Annotated in this window: 11 protein-coding genes and 1 pseudogene; 8 read left to right on the top strand and 4 right to left on the bottom strand. The window is 67.6% G+C overall.

From position 1 onward, the window contains the following. Positions 1 to 86: 86 nt before the first annotated feature. From WQO_RS19460 to WQO_RS19425, 8 genes and pseudogenes are all read left to right on the top strand, one after another. On the top strand, positions 87 to 1,523 hold the full coding sequence (locus WQO_RS19460; protein ID WP_237274149.1) for an alpha/beta hydrolase: 1,437 nt from the start codon (positions 87 to 89) through the stop codon (positions 1,521 to 1,523). Positions 1,524 to 2,368: 845 nt separating this feature from the next. Further along, positions 2,369 to 3,019 carry a GOLPH3/VPS74 family protein gene (locus WQO_RS19455; protein WP_010056034.1) on the top strand — a complete coding sequence of 217 codons (651 nt, stop codon included), beginning with the start codon at positions 2,369 to 2,371 and terminating at the stop codon, positions 3,017 to 3,019. A 163-nt stretch (positions 3,020 to 3,182) separates the two neighbouring features. Further along, positions 3,183 to 3,818, top strand: a complete 636-nt coding sequence (locus tag WQO_RS19450) for a DUF3159 domain-containing protein (protein ID WP_234316427.1) — start codon at positions 3,183 to 3,185, stop codon at positions 3,816 to 3,818. A gap of 36 nt (positions 3,819 to 3,854) precedes the next feature. Continuing rightward, positions 3,855 to 5,105 (top strand): phthiocerol/phthiodiolone dimycocerosyl transferase family protein, encoded by a 1,251-nt coding sequence (locus WQO_RS19445; RefSeq protein WP_010056036.1) that lies wholly within the window; start codon positions 3,855 to 3,857, stop codon positions 5,103 to 5,105. Between the two features lie 160 nt (positions 5,106 to 5,265). Further along, complete coding sequence (locus WQO_RS19440; protein ID WP_010056037.1) at positions 5,266 to 6,693, top strand: FAD-binding oxidoreductase; 1,428 nt, start codon at positions 5,266 to 5,268, stop codon at positions 6,691 to 6,693. Positions 6,694 to 8,097: 1,404 nt separating this feature from the next. After that, positions 8,098 to 8,418 carry an STAS domain-containing protein gene (locus WQO_RS19435; RefSeq protein ID WP_010056038.1) on the top strand — a complete coding sequence of 107 codons (321 nt, stop codon included), beginning with the start codon at positions 8,098 to 8,100 and terminating at the stop codon, positions 8,416 to 8,418. An 820-nt stretch (positions 8,419 to 9,238) separates the two neighbouring features. Beyond that, positions 9,239 to 10,511, top strand: a pseudogene (locus WQO_RS19430) (PP2C family protein-serine/threonine phosphatase). A 237-nt stretch (positions 10,512 to 10,748) separates the two neighbouring features. Further along, positions 10,749 to 11,108 carry a hypothetical protein gene (locus tag WQO_RS19425; RefSeq protein ID WP_010056039.1) on the top strand — a complete coding sequence of 120 codons (360 nt, stop codon included), beginning with the start codon at positions 10,749 to 10,751 and terminating at the stop codon, positions 11,106 to 11,108. Positions 11,109 to 11,211: 103 nt separating this feature from the next. Here WQO_RS19425 and WQO_RS19420 read toward each other — a convergent pair whose 3' ends face one another. The 4 genes from WQO_RS19420 to WQO_RS19405 form a co-directional block, all read right to left on the bottom strand. Then, a complete protein-coding gene (locus WQO_RS19420; RefSeq protein WP_010056041.1) occupies positions 11,212 to 11,523 on the bottom strand; it encodes an SCO5918 family protein in 312 nt (103 codons plus the stop codon). Positions 11,524 to 11,579: 56 nt separating this feature from the next. Beyond that, positions 11,580 to 11,984, bottom strand: a complete 405-nt coding sequence (locus tag WQO_RS19415; RefSeq protein WP_029181844.1) for a CBS domain-containing protein — start codon at positions 11,982 to 11,984, stop codon at positions 11,580 to 11,582. Between the two features lie 46 nt (positions 11,985 to 12,030). Then, entirely contained in the window at positions 12,031 to 13,548 is a 1,518-nt protein-coding gene (locus tag WQO_RS19410; RefSeq protein WP_010056045.1) for a DEAD/DEAH box helicase, read from the bottom strand. 325 nt (positions 13,549 to 13,873) lie between these two features. Continuing rightward, on the bottom strand, positions 13,874 to 14,077 hold the full coding sequence (locus tag WQO_RS19405; protein WP_010056046.1) for a cold-shock protein: 204 nt from the start codon (positions 14,075 to 14,077) through the stop codon (positions 13,874 to 13,876). Positions 14,078 to 14,627: the final 550 nt, after the last annotated feature.

Below are 14,627 nucleotides of genomic sequence, written 5' to 3'. Positions count from 1 at the left end.
CGGGGCTGCGCAGCACGTCCGCAACGGGCGCGTCGGCCCCGGCCCCCTCCCCTGCCCCGCTCACTTGGAGCACGTGCGGGAAGAATTTGGAATGCGCCACGATCAAGGTGCCGCAGGAATACACCGACCCCGGGGCCGCACAGATATCCCTCGCGGTCATGCGGCATCGGGCCACTGATCCCGACCAGCGCATCGGCAGTCTCATCTTCAACCCGGGCGGACCCGGGGTCGCCGCCACCGAGACACTGCGTAATCTGCCCAAGACAGCCGGCACTCCGGGCGCTTTCTCTCCCGCTGTGCTCGCCAGATTCGACGTCATCGCGATGGACCCGCGCGGCGTCGGCCAATCGCAGGCCGTTCGCTGCCTGACCGACCAGCAGCGAGCCGACGCCGCCGGCACCTCCTTCGACCCGGCGATCCCCGGAGGCAAGCCTCTGCCGCGACTGCTGGCCGATGCTGCCGCGTTCACCGACGGCTGCGCCAAGCACCAGAGCAAGAAGTTCCTGGCCAGCCTTTCCACCGACAACGTGGCTCGCGACATCGACCGAGTCCGCGCCGCGCTCGGCGAGAAAAAGATCTCGTACTACGGCTTGTCCTACGGCACCGTGGTCGGTCCGATGTACGCCACCCTCTTCCCTCACCGAGTCCGCCAGATGGTGCTCGACGCGCCCGTCGACACCAACCAGTGGTTCGGCAACTCCCTCCCCTTCCAAAACGACGTCGCCGTGGCAAGCGAACGAACCCTCAACGCCTGGTTCAAGACCTGTCGCGCCGAAGGGGCCGCAGTATGCCCGTTCGGGGCAGGTGACCCGGAGGAGGCGTTCGACACACTCATCGACACGTTGGAAGCGAAGCCGCTGAAGATCGCACCCGCCCAGGGGGGCGCCACCCCGGGCGGCGAGCTCGACGGCGCCATGGCCCTGGAGACCACCCGAGCCCTGGCCGGCGACCAGAACACCTGGCCCCTGCTGACCTCGGCGCTGCTGGCCGCGCAGAAGGGCAACGGCGCACCCCTCTACACCCTGTGGAACAGCGTCACGGTATCCCCCTTCCCCGTCCCCACCGCGATGTTCGAAACCCACACCGCGGTACGCTGCGCCGACTGGAAGACCCCGTCCGGCATCGCCGCGCACAAGGCCGCTGCCGCAAAGGCCACTACTGAGGCGAAGCGGATCGGGACCCGGGCCGCCTACTCCGCCCTCAACTGCGCACGGTGGCCCGCGCCGAACAAGGACCGCATCACCGAGCCGCTCACAGGCGCCGGAGCGCCACCGGCACTGGTGGTCGCAGGCCGGCTGGACCCCGTCACCCCCCATCACTGGGCCGAGAACATGACCCGGACTCTGGACGCCGCGGTCCTGCTCACACGCGAAGGAGTCGGACACGGCTCCTACGGCATCAACTCCTGTGTCAACAAGGCAGTTGACGCAGCACTCCTCCACGGCACCCACCCTGCCGACGGCACCGGGTGCAAGACGGACACGCCCGCGACCACCCGCCCCCTTGTGCCTGCGAAGCGTTGAGTCACAGACGGCCGTCGCCCGACCACGCATACGCACGGCACGACCTCAGAACAGCGGAAGGACTTACACGGGGCTGACTGATGTTCAAGGCCACAAAATAAGAGCCGGCCCGCATTTCCCGCCGGGTTCCCGGCGACAACTACGGCACCTCGCCACATGGTCGGAGCGTCCCCATACATCCAGTATGCGGACGCTCCTTCACCTTGCGATGCATCATGTCTGGGCGCCACTCGCCTGGTCCACCGAGAATTGCGGGACAGCCCTCACGCAACCCACTTCAGGGCTCTGCCCGCGCTTGGTTCTGCGCCGGCTTGATGAACTGACGCGCCGAAAAAGCGGACAGAGAACAGGTCCTGCGCTCTCAACCGAGGCAGTCTCGGCGATGTTATCTCGGTCGCTGACGGCGCAGGTCAAACAAGGCAAAGGGAAAACCCGCGCCTTGCCCTCGTCGCCACCCCGCTCACAGCACACCACCTGGCCAGCTCAGAGGGGAGGCCACCCCGTCATCGGCGACTCCACGCCTCTGTCACGACGATGGACTCGGCGCGCACCATGCAATAGATCCCGAAATGTCCATTCTTCAGACCGTGCAGAACTATGCCGTAACGTCACCAGTTTCACGGCTCGAACCGGAGGTAGGAGAACCGCTGAAAAGCAAATCAGGGGCGAGGTCTTTGCGGTTACCACCTGAGAGATGCACGAACACCGCATTCGCTCCGTCCAATCCTTGGCAGGATTCAAGGAAGGGAGGGTGCGACCGATGAGCCTTCTCCCTGAGTGCATGTCAATCTCTTGTCGACGATAGAAACTCTTGCTCACTTCGGCCAGCACAAAGGGGAGTTCTGATGCCCACGACTCTCGCTCAGAAGCTGTACCTGCTCTGCTACACCGTCAAGAAGGAAAAGTTCCAGCTCGACAACATCCAGGGGCGCGGCCAGATGCTGCGGGCCGGGGCGATGACCGAGCTGGCCCGTAACGGTCTACTGGACGCGACCGGGGGGAAGGTTCGGCGGCTCCCCGGCAATCCGCCTGAGGATCCGTTCACGGCATCGGTCTGGTTCGACCTGCCCGAGGACAAGCCCAAGGGCTGGCTGAAGTTCCTGCACAACAAGGCACACACAGCCGAAACACCGGTCCGCGACCAGCTGCTCACGTCCGGGGACGTCGCCTTCGAACGGCAGAAGAAGCTGGGGGTCGTATCCACCAAGAGGGTCACCGTGGTGCACCCGGACCTGGTGCACGCCCTGCAGGACCGGGTGCGCGCGATAGTGCTCGACGATCCTCCCGCCGATGGCCTGACGGACGAGCTGGCCATGGCCGTCCTGGCGGTCGAGCTGGAGCTCACCTCGGTGTGGAGCAAAGAGGACCGCCGCACCCACAAGTCCGCCCTGAAGGCGCAAGCGGCGCGGTTCGACGCGTTCATCCCCGGACTGCGCAAGGCACTGCGCGACTCCTATCTAGCGAGCCGGGCCGTGGGGGGCGGCTGGAGCGCCTGAACCGCACCGCGACCGCAACGGGAAACCCCCGAGAAACGCTGCGAACGCAGCACGCGACCAGGAGTGATCGATGACCCAACGCGAAAGCGAGCAGTCCCCCTCCCCAACTCACGACAACACAAGCGCTCGGCCCCCCGCCCCGGGTTCGCCCATGCTCGAGTCCATGGGCGGCACCGCGGGCTTCGTCTACTCGACCGTCCCGGTCGTGGTGTTCGTGATCGCACTCGCCTTGCTGTCGACGAAGGCAGCCGTGATCGCGGCGGTAGCGACCGGTGCGGTACTCACCGTGGCCCGGCTGCTGCGCGGGGAACGTCTTCTCGCCGCCTCGGGCAGCCTGACCGGCGTTCTGGTCGCGGCAGGCATCGTCGCGCTCACCGGCTCCGCCAAGGACTTCTTCCTGCTGGGCATCTGGGTGGCCTTCGCGGGATTCCTCGCCACATTCGGTTCGGTCCTCCTCCGTCGCCCCCTGACCGGCGTGGCATGGAACCTCCTGCACGGGGGCACGCACGCGTGGCGCGCAGACCGTCAGGTTCTGCGGGCACACGACATAGCCACGCTCGCAGCGGCAAGCGTCCTCGGCGCCCGGTTCGTCGTGAAGCAGTGGCTCTACGTGCATGACGCCACGGGCTGGCTCGCCTTCGCGAAGATCGCCATGGGCACCCCCCTCACCGTGGTTGCCGCGCTGGTCGTCGCCTGGGCCTTTCGGGCAACGTCCAAACGCCTGGTGGACAGCCGACCGGCCCCGTCCATCGCTCAGCAAGAGGTCGAGCTGCCCCCTCGTCAAGGTGCGTCCAGGTAACGAGCAGTCACATCACCTCAGCGAGGAAGGAACCTCATGTCGATCAGCCACACGCAAATAGAGACGGTGCGGGAACTCGGAGCCTTCGAGCGGACCATCGATCTCTACATGCACCGAAACCCCGTCCAGTTCTCCCTGGTCGCCGAGATCGACCGCAAGGTCTGTGAGCAGACGCTGGCACGGGCGCTCAAGCAGGTGCAGGGACAGCACCCGCTGCTCCGTGTCTCGGTCGACCGCCGGTCCGCTCAGGCCCAGTACCGCTGGGCAGAGGGCCCGATCAGCATCGAAACAGCCACCGAGGGAACGCCCTGGCAGGCGGTCGTCGCTGGTGAGCAGACGCGCCCCATCGCGCCGGAGCCCGGCCCGCTCATGCGGACCATCCTTATTCCCGCGGAGACCGGCAGCGTCATCGTGCTGACCTTCGCTCACCAGATCACCGACGGCACCGGCGGCATGCGGGTGGTGTCGGACCTCGTCGCCGCCCTCGACGGCGACGAGGAGAGCGACAGGCGGACTCCGGGGCAGGATGCGCCGCCCTCCCAGGAGGCCCTCCTGCAAGCTGTCGACGCGGCGATGCCTCCCGCAGGGCCGCCTCAGGACGAGCTGATGAACCCGCCTGGCGAGCTGACCCTGTTCTCGGGACGGACACCGCACGTCTCCGCCTTGGCCCTGCAACACGGTCTGACCACACGCCTCGTGGCCCGCTGCCGCGCGGAGGGCATGTCCGTGCACGCCGCGCTGTGTGCTGCCGCCAGCACGGTCTTCCATCGTGCGGGCCGCGCCCGGGTGAGGGTGCTGAGCCCGGTCGACCTGCGCCGTGCCGCGGGTCTGCCCGACGCCGTCGCCAATCGGTTCGCGGGAGCGCGGACACTCAGCGAGGCATCCCAGGCCGAAGACTTCTGGAAGCTGGCCCAGCACCATCACCAAGCTCTGGAAGATCAGCGGACACCTGGGGTGCTCAAGGCCGGTTCGCTGGCGCTGTCCCAGCAGCCGCCGACCACGCCCGAGGAGGCCGAAGCGATGATGACCGCGGTCACCGCCGCCGACATCCAGATCACCAACCTCGGAGTGGTTGAGGCGCCTGCACACGGCCGCGCACGCCTCACCGCTCTGTGGGGGCCGGCGCAGACCACCCAACTGGCCGGCGAACACGTCCTGGGTGTCGCCACCTGCGGGGGGCGCCTACGCATGACGGAGCTGACCCACGACCCCATGCCCGCTCTGCTGCCCGACATGGCCACCGTCCTCGCCCAGCAGTGCACCGAACCCGGCGCGCCCTCCTCCTGACGTGTTCAGGACACCGAGCAACGCCCCCGGCACACCGCCGGTTCAAAACACCCGGAACACCCTTGCCGAACCGGCAGAGCGCTACCGAACCCGACCCGGTCACCGCATCCACACCGCTCCCTCGACAGCCGCACCCGATGAGTGACACACAGGAGTGACCATGCAGTCCCCTACCGACGCCGAGGCCCACGAAACAGTCAGCTCCGCCTTCCTGGCCGAGCTGAAGTCCCACATCCCTGCAGACCGTGTGCTCACCGGCGGACCGGAGTACACGCGAGCCGTTGCGTTGTTCAACGCAGCGGTCGATGTCCGCCCTTCGGTCGTCGTGCGGTGCGCGAGCACCGCTGACGTGCAGGCGGGAGTACGCGCTTCTCGCACCCACGGAGTGCCGCTCTCCGTGCGTGGCGGGGGCCACGACTTCTGGGGCCGGGCGTTCCGTCCTGGTGGGCTGGTTCTCGATCTGACCGACATGAGGGACGTGCAGATCGACGTCAACCAACGTTGCGCGACGGTGGGCGGCGGGGCGCTCTCGTCCGACGTCGTCTCGGCCGCCGAGCGGGCGGGCCTGACCGCAGTCACCGGAACGGCGGGCTCCGTCGGCATGGTCGGTCTCACGCTCGGCGGCGGATACGGCCCCCTCCTGGGGCAATTCGGGCTCGCAGCCGACAACCTGCTCAGCGCCGAGGTCGTCCTGGCCGACAGCTCACGAGTGAACACCGACGCCGAACACCACCCGGACCTCTTCTGGGCGTTGCGCGGCGGCGGCGGCAACTTCGGCGTCGTGACCTCGGCACGGATCCGCCTGCACCCCGTACCGACCGTCATCTCGGGAACCATCCTGTACCCGATCGACCAGAGCGCCGGCATTCTGGCCGACCTCGGCGGGCTCCTTCAGGACAGTCCAGACGAGCTGACGGTAGACGTGGGGTTCCTCCCCGGCCCGGACGGCAAGCCGACGGTGTACGTCGCGCCGACCTGGTCGGGGGATCCGGAGGTGGGGAACGCCCAGAACGGGCCGGTACGCACCCTGGCCAGACTCGGTGCAACCGTGCTCGCCGAGATCGGGCCGGTCGCCCGTTCCGCAACGCTGGCAGCGACGGACGCCATGTTCCCACCGGGTCGCATGGGCGCGATCCGCACACGGACCGTCCAGAGCGTCACGGGCTCCATCGCAACCGTCCTGGACCGAGCCGCCCGGGAGTTCACCTCGCCGTTCTCCGCGATCGTGTGGCACCAGTTCCACGGTGCAGCCACCCGCCCACCTCTCGGTTCCACGGCTTTCGGCCGACGCGAACCACACCTCATGGTCGAGCTGATCTCCATGTGGGAGAACGGCGAGAACAAGGATCACACAGGCGGTGGCGCAGGCAGGTCCTCGCACCTGCGCTGGCTGGAAGAGACTCACGCAGCTCTGGAACCGTTTTCGCTGCCGGGTGGCTACGTGAACTTCCTGGGGCTGGAGACCCCCGACCAGGTAGCGAACTCCTACGGGCCGAACACCGAACGCCTGCTAGCCGTGAAGTCCGCGGTCGACCCGGACTCGGTCTTCTCCGCCACACCGCTCCCTGCATCCACCGCCGAAGCCTGATCCCCGCGCGTGTGAGGCGAAGGGGACATCGCCAACCTGGTCAACGGCAGCGACCCCTCATCCCTGCCTCCTGCTGATCAACGCTGGGGCCTGCCGGCTCCCCGCCCTGGGCCCCGGCACGCGCACAGCGGCCGCACACCCTTCCAGGGATGTGCGCGACGCACGGCCGGAGCACGACAGCCACCGCGAGCAGAACAGTTGCGTCGGAAGGGGCGCGTCGCTCGACAAGCGGATAAGCCGTGCCCTGCGCTGGGACAGCGTGCCTGTCGTGCCCACCCGGAAAGTCGTGTCGCCAGGCACGTACACGCGGGCACCTCGGCGAGGGCGGACCTCTCTCTCATAGTGGTCCGCCCTCGTTCTTTCTACTGGTCCGCAGCTGCTTGCGCGTTCCTCAGGGCATTGCGGTCCGAGGCGCACGCTTCAACGTGACGCCCGAAGGCGCCCTCGGAAAGCGTTTCCCGGACGCAGCGTCAAGCATGCTTGACCACCGGCGGTCCACCGGAGCAAGTGACTACGCGGCGACCGAAGGGCTGAACTGCACCAGAACAGCAGGTCAGAACCTTGCCGAAGCTCACAGGCGCCAGCGAAAACAAACCGGAGACCTGCGCATTACCTGCACAGACGAGCGTTGCCCGATTTGACAGGATTTCAAGGTAATTTAAAACAAGAAACCCCAGGTCAGGAGCCTGACCTGGGGTTCACTGTTGAGCCGCCTTCGGGATTCGAACCCGAGACCTACGCATTACGAGACCGCGAGCGATAATGTCGGGTGGTGCCTTGTTGTGCTGTCTCATGACGTTCGTACTGGTCAGAGCATGCGCAGCCACTTGGCCTGTGCCACCCCGTACTGCACCGTCCAAAGGCGTCTGCCCACCGCCCGTCCACCGGTGAGGCCGCCCGGCCGCGCATCCCCCTCGGGCCACGTGACTTCCCACGGGAGCAAGCCCTTCGGGCGGGGACACGTGGACGGCTGTCACTCCTCTACAACGCGCGGCCGCCCAGAGCCACCGCAGGCCCACTCCGCACAACGCATGCGGACCCCGGCGCCGTTGGCAGCGGGGCCCGAATGCAGTGCTGCACCACCCACCGGCCCTGATACTGCGCCGGTAGGGCGTACTGCTGATACTGCGAACCGCTAGTGACCTCTCACAGCGCCACTTCGGCAGTCAGCCCCGTCGCCCGTCCTGCGTTTGACCTGGCTTAGAACCCCACTGCCGAACCTCCCGGTACGCGCGCCGCAGCCTGACGCCGTTTACCGAGACATGCGAGTGCCGCTGGGGCTAGTGCCCTGTCCGTAGCCAAGAGATCGAGCAGCACCGGCAGGCATGAACTGCCGTGAAGCGGTGACGCAACTTGGCACTCTGATGGATGATCCGAAGGGCAACGGGAAGCGATACTCACCTCATGACGTCTTCCGCCCCTCGGCACACTGGTTCCGGGCCGCTGCCGGTGATCGCCCCTCGCGGAGAATTCGACTTCGAGTCCCTGCCGTCTCTGCAAGCGCAGATCGAGTCCGCCGTCGCGGCCAGCGGGGGAGTGATTCTGGACGCCAGCGGCATCACGTTCGCCGATTCGATGTTCCTCGTACTGATCCTCACCACCCATCGGCAGACCGACCTGCGCATTGTCAGCCCTTCTCCCAGGCTCACACGCCTGCTCAGCATCCGGGGCATCGACGCAGTCCTGGACATCTACCCGAGCCTCGATGCGGCTCAGATCATCTGATCCCACCGCGCCGCACAGCCGACGGAGTACGGCAGCAGTATCCGGAGAGGTGGAGGAATCGTTCCGGCATGTGTGACGAATGACCATGGGGCCGAATCGAACCGAAGCGCACCGGCCGACACCGGCAAGCGCAGAGCGGGCCCTCGTCTTCCGGAGCAAGCGCGCGGCAGACATTCCTGCAGTCCGGCTCACGCCCGAGAGCAGGCTTCTAACGAAGCGATGAACGGGAGTACACCTCTGTACAGCCGACTCGCCGAAGAATGGTCATCCGAAGGAGCCGCCGTCCCTTGCCGTCCTGACCCGTTGTGGCAGCGTCTGATGTCCTTCGAACACTTCAGGCGTGAGACGGAAGGCACATTGCGCCGACTCCACCTGGAAGCAGAAGCCCCTTAGGAGGCCCAGCGGGATCGGTTCGAATGAGGGCTCCCGAGGTGGTCCGCGCCGTACCGGTGCCTCAGGACTGGCCAGGCACCTCACCACCTCCGCTTCCGGTCCCGTGAGCTCCACTCCCGCCGGGCCGGAAAGTCGGTCACGACCGGGCTCCGCCCTCTCCATTGGATCAAGGCCGATACCCGCTGGTGCCCCCGCCCAAGGTGTCGGCAGACGCACCGCAGCGGCTGCGCATCCTTGAGGTCGGCTCGCGACGGATCCCCGCAACACGACATCCGCGGCGAGAGCAGATCCGCTGTGCCGGGGGCGCGTCGCACGACCGAGAAGGTATGCCGTGCCCCTGCGGCGGGGTAGCTTGCCTGTCGTGCTCGGCCGGAAAGTCGTGTCGCCAGGCACGTACACGCGGGCACGCCGGCGGGAGGTCGCTTCCATGCGGGACATTGAGAAGGACGGCCTGGGTGAGGCGCTGGCCGCGGCGGAGGCTGCGCCGCCGGTGGAGTCTGTCGACGTCATAGCCGCTTCTTTGAGAAGACAGCTCGGAGCCCGGTCGGTGTCGTTCCTGATCACCGACTTCACGGGTGCCTCCGTCGTCCGCCTGGGCACCGCGGACGGCATCGACCTGGATCGTTCCGCAGATCCGATCGCCGTCTCCGGCACCGTCTACGACAAGGTGATCCGGACCCAGAGGCCGCATGTGGAAGCCGTGGAGGGCGGTAAGTGGACGCGGGTGATCGCACCGGTCACCAATCGCGGGGACGCGATCGGGCTGCTTGAGCTCCATCTGCCCCAGTACCCAGGGGCGGACGCACTCCTGAGAATCAGGCGGAGCGCCCACGCACTGGCCTACATCATCATCGCGAACCGGCCCTTCACCGACCTGTATCAGTGGGGCCGGCGTACTTCCCCGCTGGGCCTGGCCGCAGAGATCCAGCACCGGCTGCTGCCCACGTCACTGGCCTGCGAGGCGGCCCAGTTCGCGGTCGCCGGGGCCTTGGAGCCGGCCGAGCATGTCGGCGGCGACACCTTCGACTACGTCATAGACCGCGACTACGTCCAGCTGTCCGTCACCGATGCCATGGGGGCACGACGTGGACGCCGCCCTCCTGGCCACCCTCCTCGTCGGCGCGCTGCGCCGTGCCCGCAGGCAGTGAGCCGACCTCGCCGAGCAGGCGCGGGCCGCCGACCAGGCCGTGGCCGAGCACAGCGGCGGCCGCTACGTCACCGGACAACTGCTGCGGATCGGCCTGCGTGACGGTCGAACCGAGTTCATCAACGCCGGCCACCCCTGGCCCCTGCGTCTGCGCGGCGGAAAGGTCGAGGAGATCACACCGGCCGTCGACATGCCCTTCGGCTTCACAGCACCCCACACCTACACGGTCCAGGAGCTGGACTTGCAGGTCGGCGACCGGATGGTCATGCTCACCGACGGAATGCTGGAGCGCAGCGCTGCGGCTCTCGATCTGCCGGCCCTCATCGAGAGCACCCAGGACCTGCACCCGCGGGAGGCCGCCCGATTCCTGATCGAGCACGTCGTCCAAGCCCATCACGGGCGCCTGGACGACGACGCCACCGTGATGTGTCTGGACTGGTACGGCACCGAGCCCACCCGCCGCGACGCGGACCAGGGCGCCGACGTCTCCGAGGCTTCCCCGGCGGCAGGACAGCACACCTCTCCCTCGACGGCCGCAGGACGTCGAAGCTGAAGGTGCCCGGTCTGCATGCCCGCATCGGACCGTGCGCCGAGCGCGAGGATCGACTCGATACAGAGGTGAGCCGACTCGTCTCCTTCTCGGAGCAGGCGTCCGCGGGGCAGGAGGAGCGTTGGCTCCGGTGCCACTGACAGGCGGTTCGGCGCCTTGGGCAACAGGGCCTCAGTGCTGTCCTGCTCGCAGCGGCAGCGCGGGAGAGCCTGCCGATGTTCGACGAATATAATCGGGCCTATGTCGAAGCCTGACGCGCTGCTTGTTGACGTTGCCGCCCTGGTGGAATCCGGGCGCAGCAATCAGATGGCACTGACCGTGGTCGCCGGTGGAGCTGTCATCACGGGCCGGCTGGCACCCGAGGCCGTCTGGAGGCAGCGGGTGTCGGAGGTCCTAGCGGACTCGGCCCGCCTGAGCGACTTCTCCGCCATGTTCGCCACCGCTGCACCCGAGGAAGGGCCGCCCACGCATCTGCACTTCCACGTGGCGCGGATTCTGCAGGGCACGGTGGGGATCCCGGAGACGGGCGGGATGTACCGGGTCGCGATCGAGGACGTCAGCGCCTGGACGATGGGCGACTTCAGCTACTCCGACCACTGAGACACTGCCGGGCCGGACTGCTCCAGCACACGGTGAGGGGCCGCCCGGATGCTCCGGACGGCCCCTCACCACTGCTTGCCGGCGGCTCACGCCTGCCCGTCGCTCAAGCGGCCGCAGGGGCGCCGAGCATTGCGGATGCCTGCTGCACAGGATTGAGAACGCGAGTGGGTGCGGGGGCCGGGGCCAGGTCGCGGCAGGTGAAGCCGAGCTGGGTCATGGCCCGCAGCACTTCTCCTGCGCTGAAGTCGCGGCGGTCCTGGCGTGTGATGACCTGTCCGACCTGTTTGACGGGGTAGGTCCGTCGGCCGATGATCACGGACTCACCGGGAGCGTGCTCTGGCTTGATGCCCTTCATCGATTCCAGGACGCCGCTCCTGGTGAGGTCGAACGGGAAGCGGGCGATGACACAGCGCATGATGCCTCACAGAGAGAGGAACGAAGAGGGAGTGGTTCTGCCGCGGAGGGGACGGCTCAGCGGGCGAGGGCGAAGACGCCCAGGGCGCTGCCGTGTTCGTCGACCACGGGCAGGGCATCGACTTGGCTGTAGCGCATCATGTGGCCGGCTTCGGCCACGGTGGTCACCGGTGAGGTGAACGGTCCGCGGTCGCCGAGGATGTCCCGCAGCCGGACCCTGTCCGAGTACGCGGCGCCATCACGAACTGCTGCGAGCTGGGCGTGGGTGACCAGTCCGGTGCACCGGCCGCTGCCGTCGCAGACAAGCAGATGCCCGGTGCGGGCGCTGGCCATGACGGACAGGGCGACCTCGACGGTCATGTCATCGCAGACCTGCGGCCCGGCGCTGTCCATGGTGTCGGCCACCGTCCTGCCTCCGGCAGTGGCATGCGTCCCGCTGGGCTGCATCTGGACGAGCGTCAAAAGGTGCCTCCTGCAGTGGTGGGTGAGTTTCCGGATCACGGAGTTCTCAGGCTGCGGCGTCGAAGGAGGACTGATGTGCGCTCACGCGCCGGGCTGCGGAGGCGGGGCTGCGCCGGCCGCGAGAGGACGCGCTGCGGCTGCGCTCACGCCGCGCGACTACCGGCGCGGTGATCGTCACGGGAATGCCGGAGGGGGTCTGGGCGCCGGTGATGCGGCCGAGTGCCTCTTCGCCGGAGCGGACCTGGGTGGTCTGGGGCACGATGCCGGCGGCGGTCATGAGGCGGGTCATGTCGCGGCGCTGGTTGGGAGTGACCAGGGTGACGACGCTGCCGGACTCCCCCGCCCGGGCGGTTCGGCCGCCGCGGTGGAGGTAGTCCTTGTGGTCGGTCGGCGGGTCGACGTTGACGACGAGGTCGAGGTTGTCGACGTGGATGCCGCGCGCGGCGACGTTCGTGGCCACGAGTACGGTGACGTGCCCGGTCTTGAACTGGGTCAGGGTCCGGGTGCGCTGGGACTGGGCCTTCCCGCCGTGCAGCGCCGCGGCCCTCACACCGCTGGCCAGCAGGTGGTCGGTGAGCTTGTCCACGGCCCGCTTGGTGTCCAGGAACATGATGACCCGCCCGTCGCGCGCCGCGATCTCGGTGGTCGTACGGTTCTTGTCCGTGCCGTGCACGTGGAGCACGTGGTGCTCCATCGTGGTGACCGCACCGGCGGAGGGATCGACGGAGTGGACGACCGGGTCGCTGAGGTAGCGGCGGACCAAGCGGTCGACGTTACGGTCCAGGGTGGCGGAGAACAGCATGCGCTGGCCCTCGGGGCGGACCTGGTCCAAGAGTTCGGTGACCTGGGGCATGAAGCCCATGTCGGCCATCTGGTCGGCCTCGTCCAGCACGGTGATTGCTACCTGGTCAAGTCGGCAGTCACCGCGGTCGATGAGGTCCTTGAGCCGGCCCGGCGTCGCCACGACGACCTCGGCACCACCGCGCAGCGCGCTGGCCTGCCTCCCGATCGACATCCCGCCGACGACCGTGGCCAGCCGCAGCCTCACCGAGCGGGCGTAGGGAGCCAGGGCGTCGGTCACCTGCTGGGCCAGCTCACGCGTCGGCACGAGGACCAGGGCCAGAGGCTGACGGGGCTCGGCACGCTGACCGGCGGTGCGGGCCAGCATGGCCAGTCCGAAGGCGAGGGTCTTCCCGGAGCCGGTGCGCCCCCGCCCCAGGGCGTCGCGGCCCGCGAGGGTGTTGGGCAGGGTCGCCCCCTGGATCGGGAACGGAACGCTCACCCCCTGCGCGGTCAGCGCCGCCAGCAGCTGTGCCGGCATGTCGAGGTCGGCGAACGCATCGACGGCCGCAAGCGCGGGAGTGACCGTGACCGGCAGGGCGAACTCGCCCTGGACCGCGGCGGGCCTCCGCCCCTGCCCATCCGAGCGGCCCGGACCGCCGGAACGGGCCGGGGCAGCGGAACGGGTCGGGGCGGTCGAGTTGAAGCGGCTACCGCCCCGGCCGGAGTCGGTGGTACGGCTGCGGGCACGTGAAGAGCGGTTGTTCGTACGTGTGGGGTTCATTCAGAACCTTCCTTGATACGGCACGTATCAAGGAATTCCCGCAGCGGAAGAACAGCGCGGGGAATCACGAGAACGGGCCGAGAAGAATGGGGAATCAAATGGGGCCTGCGGTTGATCCCGAATGGGGAGGCAGGTCGTGGAACGGGCGACGCCGCGAGGGCGAAGAATCCAGTTCCACCGGTAGGCGGGACTCGCAAGGAGTGAGCAGCGGAAAAACTCTGCGGGTGAGCATTTCACCGCATGTGGCACCGCTCAGGGAGAATGCCCGGAGCTGGGGCCTGCACCCCGAAGGATGCGGGCCACAGCTACGAAGTGCGCGTCAGCGTCAGGCGGGAGCGATGTTCTCGGCCGTCGGGCCCTTCTGGCCCGGTGCGATGTCGAAGGTGACCTTCTGGCCTTCGAGCAACTCGCGGAAGCCCGGGGCGGCGATGTTCGAGAAGTGGGCGAACACGTCAGCGCCGCCACCGTCCTGCTCGATGAAGCCGAAACCCTTGGCTGCGTTGAACCACTTCACAGTGCCTGACGCCATGTCATGTCTCCTTCGGGGCAGGTCGTCGGGATCCGTGATGCACGGATACCGCGTCGCCGCGATGATGCCCCGCCCGGAAAGAACCGGAAATACAATGAAGCTTCCAGCGGTCGAAAATACCCACGCAGAAGCTTGAAGTTTTGGGAACCACAACTGCAACCGAGATCGACAGTAGCATGCCGTAGCGGTCCGCGTACGGTGAAAAATTCCAGCGTCTTTGCTGCGGTAAAAACACTCCCAGTGCGGCGTATTGAACTCTCATGCCATGGCCATAGATATCGGCCCGCCCTGAGCACAGCGTTGCCGGAAGGTTCCTCACCCTTCACAGTGCGGAGATGCCGGCCGCTCGCCGGGCGACAGACCGGAGGGCGCGGTAGCCCGAAGGGCACGAACAGGGCGGTACGCCTCGGGGGAGCTGCCTCTGACGCCGCGACCCGCCCTTCACTGGGTTGAAGCCGCCTACAGACGCCGACCCGACCAGCCGATGGACGTATTGCGCGAAGAAACAGCGGCGCGACAGAGCACCCACGCCGAAGACGAGAGCACCCTT

Source organism: Streptomyces globisporus C-1027 (assembly GCF_000261345.2).
GTDB classification, from domain to species: Bacteria; Actinomycetota; Actinomycetes; order Streptomycetales; family Streptomycetaceae; genus Streptomyces; species Streptomyces pakalii.
Note: the sequence above shows the minus strand (reverse complement) of the source record. Positions and strands in the feature narration are given on the sequence as shown.

What these genes read in the sequence shown, in the direction of transcription:
- WQO_RS19450 (WP_234316427.1), top strand. Translation starts at nt 3,183, where the DNA reads ATGGGCGGCACCGCGGGCTTCGTCTACTCGACCGTCCCGGTCGTGGTG.
- WQO_RS19435 (WP_010056038.1), top strand. Translation starts at nt 8,098, where the DNA reads ATGACGTCTTCCGCCCCTCGGCACACTGGTTCCGGGCCGCTGCCGGTG.
- WQO_RS19425 (WP_010056039.1), top strand. Translation starts at nt 10,749, where the DNA reads ATGTCGAAGCCTGACGCGCTGCTTGTTGACGTTGCCGCCCTGGTGGAA.
- WQO_RS19410 (WP_010056045.1), bottom strand. Translation starts at nt 13,548, where the DNA reads ATGAACCCCACACGTACGAACAACCGCTCTTCACGTGCCCGCAGCCGT.
- WQO_RS19405 (WP_010056046.1), bottom strand. Translation starts at nt 14,077, where the DNA reads ATGGCGTCAGGCACTGTGAAGTGGTTCAACGCAGCCAAGGGTTTCGGC.
- WQO_RS19420 (WP_010056041.1), bottom strand. Translation starts at nt 11,523, where the DNA reads ATGCGCTGTGTCATCGCCCGCTTCCCGTTCGACCTCACCAGGAGCGGC.
- WQO_RS19440 (WP_010056037.1), top strand. Translation starts at nt 5,266, where the DNA reads ATGCAGTCCCCTACCGACGCCGAGGCCCACGAAACAGTCAGCTCCGCC.
- WQO_RS19455 (WP_010056034.1), top strand. Translation starts at nt 2,369, where the DNA reads ATGCCCACGACTCTCGCTCAGAAGCTGTACCTGCTCTGCTACACCGTC.
- WQO_RS19445 (WP_010056036.1), top strand. Translation starts at nt 3,855, where the DNA reads ATGTCGATCAGCCACACGCAAATAGAGACGGTGCGGGAACTCGGAGCC.